The organism is Micromonospora sp. LOL_021 (assembly GCF_048060215.1).
Lineage (GTDB): Bacteria > Actinomycetota > Actinomycetes > Mycobacteriales > Micromonosporaceae > Micromonospora_E.
In genome coordinates this window covers 42,272-48,271 of sequence record NZ_JBHMIN010000052.1, presented here as the reverse complement: position 1 = coordinate 48,271, position 6,000 = coordinate 42,272, and the positions used below count along the sequence as shown (strand labels likewise).

Annotated in this window: 7 protein-coding genes; all 7 read right to left on the bottom strand. The window is 73.2% G+C overall.

The features are described from left to right. Positions 1-579, bottom strand: a 579-nt coding sequence (locus ACFHWT_RS25910; protein ID WP_416597302.1) for an urease accessory protein UreD, incomplete at its 3' end; no start/stop codon positions are given. Then, entirely contained in the window at positions 579-1,268 is a 690-nt protein-coding gene (ureG, locus tag ACFHWT_RS25905; protein ID WP_416597306.1) for an urease accessory protein UreG, read from the bottom strand. The genes ureG and ACFHWT_RS25910, both read right to left, overlap by 1 nt. A 58-nt stretch (positions 1,269-1,326) precedes the next feature. After that, the gene (locus ACFHWT_RS25900; protein ID WP_416597301.1) at positions 1,327-2,013 is read right to left on the bottom strand and encodes an urease accessory protein UreF; all 687 of its coding nucleotides are present in this window, start codon (positions 2,011-2,013) and stop codon (positions 1,327-1,329) included. A gap of 39 nt (positions 2,014-2,052) precedes the next feature. Next, a complete protein-coding gene (locus ACFHWT_RS25895) occupies positions 2,053-3,789 on the bottom strand; it encodes an urease subunit alpha (RefSeq protein WP_416597300.1) in 1,737 nt (578 codons plus the stop codon). Then, positions 3,786-4,187, bottom strand: a complete 402-nt coding sequence (locus ACFHWT_RS25890) for an urease subunit beta (RefSeq protein WP_416597299.1) — start codon at positions 4,185-4,187, stop codon at positions 3,786-3,788. The genes ACFHWT_RS25895 and ACFHWT_RS25890 overlap by 4 nt, the downstream gene beginning before the upstream one ends. Positions 4,188-4,195: 8 nt before the next feature. Continuing rightward, the gene (locus ACFHWT_RS25885) at positions 4,196-4,498 is read right to left on the bottom strand and encodes an urease subunit gamma (protein WP_123601150.1); all 303 of its coding nucleotides are present in this window, start codon (positions 4,496-4,498) and stop codon (positions 4,196-4,198) included. A 248-nt stretch (positions 4,499-4,746) separates the two neighbouring features. Beyond that, on the bottom strand, positions 4,747-5,973 hold the full coding sequence (locus ACFHWT_RS25880; RefSeq protein ID WP_416597298.1) for a cation:proton antiporter: 1,227 nt from the start codon (positions 5,971-5,973) through the stop codon (positions 4,747-4,749). Positions 5,974-6,000 lie beyond the last annotated feature (27 nt).

The window sequence follows — 6,000 nt, the reverse complement described above, 5'->3', positions numbered from 1 at the left end:
CGAACCGGTCGCCTTCGCCCCGGCGAGCACCGCCGGCCCGGCCCAGCCGTCGGCGCGCGGCCCCACCGCCAGGTCGGTACGCAGCACCGTGCGGCCCGCGTACCGCACGGTGGTGTCGATCCGGGCGTCGCCGGACGGCTCACCGTCGCGCCCGCAGACCAGCTCCTCCCGCCACACCAGGGCCGCGCCGTCGGCCAGCTCCACCACCGACCGGGACAGGTGGTGGCAGCCGGCGGCGGCGATCAACGGCGCCGGCAGCCAGCGCAGCTCACCGCCGGCCGCGACCCGGACCAGCATCTGCAGCGCCGACCGCCGGCCGTCGGGCCCGGGCAACGCCAGCGACGCCGCGACGGTACGCAGACACACCCGAGCCCCCGGGCCGACCTCGACGTCCAGCCGCAGGTCGTCGCCGCCGAGCGGGCCGGCCGCCGCGCCGACCAGATGCACCTCGACTTCGCCGCCAGCGGCCGCCGACGGACCGGTGCGGCGCAGCACCAGCGGCGGCTCGCCGCGCAGGCAGACCAGCCGGGTCCGCCCGGCGGCGTCGACCTCGGCGACCAGCCGGGCGTGGGCCCGCATCAGCCGGCGACCTCCGCCGGGGTCTGGGCGCGGGCCCGCAGCAGCCCCCGGATCCAGTCGGCCACCGGGGTCGCCGTACGGTCCTGCACCAGCGACAGGAACACCGTCGGCAGCTCGCCCCGGCGGGCGGCGGCGTCGCGCTGCATCACCGACAGGTCGGCGTTGACCAGCGGTGCCAGGTCCGTCTTGTTGATCACCAGCAGGTCGGCGGTGCTCACCCCCGGCCCGCCCTTGCGCGGCACCTTGTCGCCGCCGGCCACATCGACCACGAAGATCTGCTGATCGATCAGGCCCCGGCTGAACGTGGCGGTCAGGTTGTCCCCGCCGCTCTCCACCAGCACCAGATCGAGGGCGCCCAACTGGTCGGACAGGTCCTCGATGGCGTCCAGGTTGGCGGAGATGTCGTCGCGGATCGCGGTGTGCGGGCAGCAGCCGGTCTCCACCGCCCGGACCCGCTCCGCCGGCAGTACGCCGTTGCGCAGCAAGAAGTCGGCGTCCTCGGTGGTGTAGATGTCATTGGTGACCACGGCCAGCCGCAGTTCGTCGGCGAGCGCCCGGCACAGCGCGGCGACCAGCGCGGTCTTGCCGGAGCCAACCGGCCCGCCGATGCCGATCCGCAGCGCGGGGGAGCCGTCCGGCAGCCGGGGCGGGTGCGGGTCGACCCCCGGATCGGGGTGGGTGTGCGGCACCTCCCCGCCGGTGTGCGCGTGCGGTTCGGCGGACCCGCCGTGGACGTGAGTGTGTGGTTCAGGACGCAAAGAGACGCACCTCCCAGGTGGCGTGGTGTTCGGCGTCGACCTCCGGGATCGGGGCCGAGCCGGCGGGCAGGTCGTCGACCGGCCGGTCGGCCAGGGCGGCCGCCCCGGCGGCGACCGAGTCGATGTCCGGCGCGAGCCGGGCCAGCAGGCCGTGCACCGCGTACGGGTCGAGGCCGAGCAGCCGCACGGCGGCGCTGGCCGGTCCGGTGACGGTGGTGTACGCGGCGGCCAGCGCCGCCTCGGCCGGGCCGAGGCCGGCGGCGGCGGCGACCACGCCGAGCGCCACCGGCTGGTGCCGGTCCCGGGGCCCGCCCGCCGGCAGCGCCCAGATGCCGCGTCCGGCTCGCAGTAACGCCCGACCCTGGGCCCGCGACGCGCGGCGCAGCGCGGGTGACGGGGTGCGCGCGTCGACACCGTCGTCGAGCGCGTCCAGCCGGCCAGGGCCGGCCCCGTCGGCGGTCGCCCCGTCAGCGGTCGCGGCTGTTGCAGCCGCGGCGGCGAACGCGGCGGCGGTACGCCCACCGGTGCCGAGCCGGCCGGTCAGGTACGCCGCCACGCCGGCCAGGTCGCGGACCCGGCCGGCGACGACGGCCGCCTCCAGCCCGCTGGAGTGGGCGTGCCCGCCGGCCGGCAACCGGCCGTCGGCCAGCACCAGCAGCGTGGCGAGCCCGCTCATCGGCGGGTCCGGGCGTGACAGGTGATCATCGGCCGGTCGTCAGAACAGGAAGTAGCGCTGCGCCATCGGCAGCTCCGTCGCTGGGGCCGGCTCGACCGTCTCCCCGTCGATGCGCACCGTGAACGTGTCCGCGTCGATCTCGATCCGGGGGGTAGCGTCGTTCAGCGGCATGTCCGCCTTGCCCCGCCGCCGGGTGTCGGCGACCGGGGCGAGCCGGCGACGGATCCCGAGCCGGTCACCGAGCAGCGCGTCGATCGCCGCCGGCGCGACGAACGCCAGGCTGGTGGCGGCCGGCACGGTGCCGTACGCGCCGAACATGGGCCTCGGCAGCATCGGCTGTGGGGTCGGAATGGACGCGTTCGCGTCGCCCATCTGCGCCCAGGCGATCATGCCGCCCTTGATCACCAGATGCGGCCGTACGCCGAAGAACGCCGGATCCCACAGCACCAGGTCGGCCAGCTTGCCCGGCTCGACCGAGCCGACCTCGCCCTCGACGCCGTGCGCCACCGCCGGGCAGATCGTGTACTTGGCGACGTACCGTCGGGCCCGCATGTTGTCGGCCGGCCCGTCGCCGGGCAGCGACCCACGTCGGGCCTTCATCACGTGCGCGGTCTGCCAGGTCCGCATGATCACTTCGCCGATGCGCCCCATCGCCTGCGAGTCGGAGCCGATCATCGAGATGGCGCCGAGGTCGTGCAGGATGTCCTCGCCGGCCATCGTGCTGGGCCGGATCCGGCTCTCGGCGAACGCCAGGTCCTCCGGCACGCTCGGGTTCAGATGGTGGCAGACCATCAGCATGTCGAGGTGCTCGTCGAGGGTGTTGACGGTGTGCGGGCGGGTCGGGTTCGTCGACGACGGCAGCACGTTCGGCTCGGCCGCGACCCGCATGATGTCCGGCGCGTGCCCGCCGCCGGCCCCTTCGGTGTGGTACGCGTGGATCGACCGGCCGGCGATCGCGGTCAGGGTGGACTCCACGTACCCGGCTTCGTTGAGGGTGTCGGTGTGGATCGCCACCTGCACACCGGAGGCGTCGGCCACCCGCAGGCAGGCGTCGATCGCGGCCGGGGTGGTGCCCCAGTCCTCGTGCAGCTTGAAGCCGCCGGCGCCGCCGCGCAGCTGCTCCCACAAGGATTCTTCGCTGACCGTGTTGCCCTTGCCGAGCAGCAGCACGTTGACCGGCCACGGGTCGAGCGCGGCGAGCATCATGCCCAGGTGCCACGGGCCGGGGGTGACCGTGGTCGCCTTGCTGCCCTCGGCCGGCCCGGTGCCGCCGCCCATGATGGTGGTGATCCCGGCGGCCAGGGCGGTCTCCAGCAGCTGCGGGCAGATCAGGTGGACGTGGCTGTCGATCGCCCCGGCGGTGAGGATCTTGCCGTTGCCGGCGATGATCTCGGTGCCCGGCCCGATCACCAGGTCGGGGTGCACCCCGTCCATCGTGTCGGGATTGCCGGCCTTGCCGAGCGCGACGATCCGGCCGTCGCGGATGCCGACGTCGGCCTTGACGACGCCCCAGTGGTCCAGCACCACCGCGCCGGTGATCACCGTGTCGGGTGCCCCCTCGGCCCGGGTGGCCCGGGACTGGCCCATCGACTCGCGGATCACCTTGCCGCCGCCGAAGACCACCTCGTCGCCGTACGCCGGGGTGCCCTCGCCGCCGGGCGGCGCGCAACGGTCCTCCTCGACCTCGATCAGCAGATTGGTGTCGGCCAGCCGGATCCGGTCACCGGTGGTCGGGCCGAGCAGTGCGGCGTACCGCCGTCGGTCCAGGGTGCTCACGCCGTGCCTCCCGTCTCGTCGGTGCCCGCAGCGTCGGCCGGGCCGCGTCCGTCCAGCTCGCCGGCGCATTCGCCGCGCAGCCCGGCGACGATTCGCCGGCCGCCGAACGGCACCAGGGTGACCTCTCGGTCGACGCCGGGCTCGAAGCGCACCGAGGTGCCGGCCGGCACCGCCAGCCGGTGACCCCACGCGGCGGACCGGTCGAAGTCCAGCGCCGGGTTGGCCTCGGCGAAGTGGTAGTGCGAGCCGACCTGCACCGGCCGGTCGCCAGTGTTGACCACCGGCAGGGTCAGCACCGGGCGGCCGGCATGAAGGGTGACCGGCCCGTCGCCGGGGATCAGTTCACCGGGAACGACTGTGCCGCCGTCGGCGCCCGACGGCGTGGATGGTGCACTCAATCTCGCTCCTAGGAGATCGGCTCGTGTACGGTGACCAGCTTCGTCCCGTCGGGGAAGGTGGCTTCCACCTGCACCTCGGGGAGCATCTCCGGCACTCCGTCGAGCACGTCCTCGCGGCCGAGCACGGTGCGCCCGGCCTCCATCAGCTCCGCCACGCTGCGGCCGTCCCGGGCACCTTCCAGCAGGAAGGCGGTGATCACCGCGGTCGCCTCCGGGTGGTTGAGCCGGATGCCCCTCTCACGGCGCTTCCAGGCCACGTCGGCTGCGACGTGGATGAGCAGTCGCTCCTGCTCGTGCCGGGTGAGAAACAAGCCGGACCTCCATGAGCGATCGAGACCTGGGTCGTGCCAGATGCTGGCATTCTGACATTTCAATCACGTTACGTCCGCGTATCCGACTCCCCTGGTCGGGTCTTCACCTGGCCTGGTCCGCCGCCTGGACCATTCACCCGGCGCTGCCCGACTCATTCACGCAGTGCGGCGTCGATCAGAACCGCCACCCCTTTTCGGGAGGTCGCACCGTACCCGGATCGTCAACTCGGCCGCACCCTCGACCGCGTCTATGTCGAACCGGCCGGGTCGCCGGAGTCATCGCGGGTACGCCGGAAGCGGTCGTGCCAGGCCGGCGTCTCCCGTTCGTCGTCGAAGGCGTTGGCGATCACCACGTCGGTCGACGAGTGCAGCAGGATCGAGATCACGATCGTCAGCGCGACCAGATGGAACACCTCGTCGGCGGCGTCGATGCCGGACTTGAGCACGATCAGGCCGTACACCACCGACGCGAAGCCCTTCGGCCCGAACCACATGGCCGCCGCCTGCTCCCGGGGTGCCAACCCGGAGCGGATGAACGCGATCGCCAGCGCCACCGGCCGGGCGAGGAAGATGGCCAGCACCGCGAAGACCCACCCCGGCCAGGAGATCTCGCCGAGGAACTCGATCGAGATCAGCGCGCCGAAGACCAGTAGCGCGGCCAGCTTCAGCAGCTCGGAGACGCTTTCGCCGAAGTGCTCGAAGGCGGCCCGCTGACGGGGGCCGAAGGTGGCGATGGTGCTGCCGGCGGCGAACGCGGCCAGGAACAGGTTGCCGTGGGTGGCCTGCCCGAGAGCCAGCACGAGCAGGCCGATCGCCACCCCGTTGAGCGGTGCGTACAGGGCCGACGCGGAGAACCACCGGGTCCGTTCCAGGGCGATCGCCAGTGCGGGGACGGCGACTCCGATGACCAGGCCGACGGCTAGTTCGGTGGCCAGTTCGTCGAGGTGCAGGTCGCCGGAGCCGGTGGCGATCGCCAGGAACAGGATCACGAACGGCAACGCGAGGCCGTCGTTGATCCCGGACTCGACGTTGAGCAGATGCCGCAGCCGGTACGGCACCTTCTCGTTGCCGACCAGCGCGGCGGCGAACACCGGGTCGGTCGGGGCCAGCACCGCGCCGATCAGCAGCGATTCCGCCCAGCCCAGCCCGGCGACGTAGTGGGCCAGCACCGCGGTGATCAACAAGGTGAGCGGCAGCCCCCAACCCAGCGCCCGGCCGGGCAGCCGCCAGGCGGAGCGCAGGTCCTGCCAGCCGACCCGCATCCCGTCGGTGAACAGCACGGCGAACAGCGCCAGCTCGGCGAGGGTGTTGACGATCGACGAATCGGCCTGCACGTCCAGCACGCCGGTGGTCTGCGGCCCGAGCAGGAAGCCGGCGACTAGAAACAACGCCGCCGTGGACAGGATGGTGCGGTGAGCCAGTGCCGACACCAGCACGGCGAGCAGCAGGACGGCGGCGAAACTCAACAGCAGCATGTGAACTCCGGGACCGGCGGGGAGCGG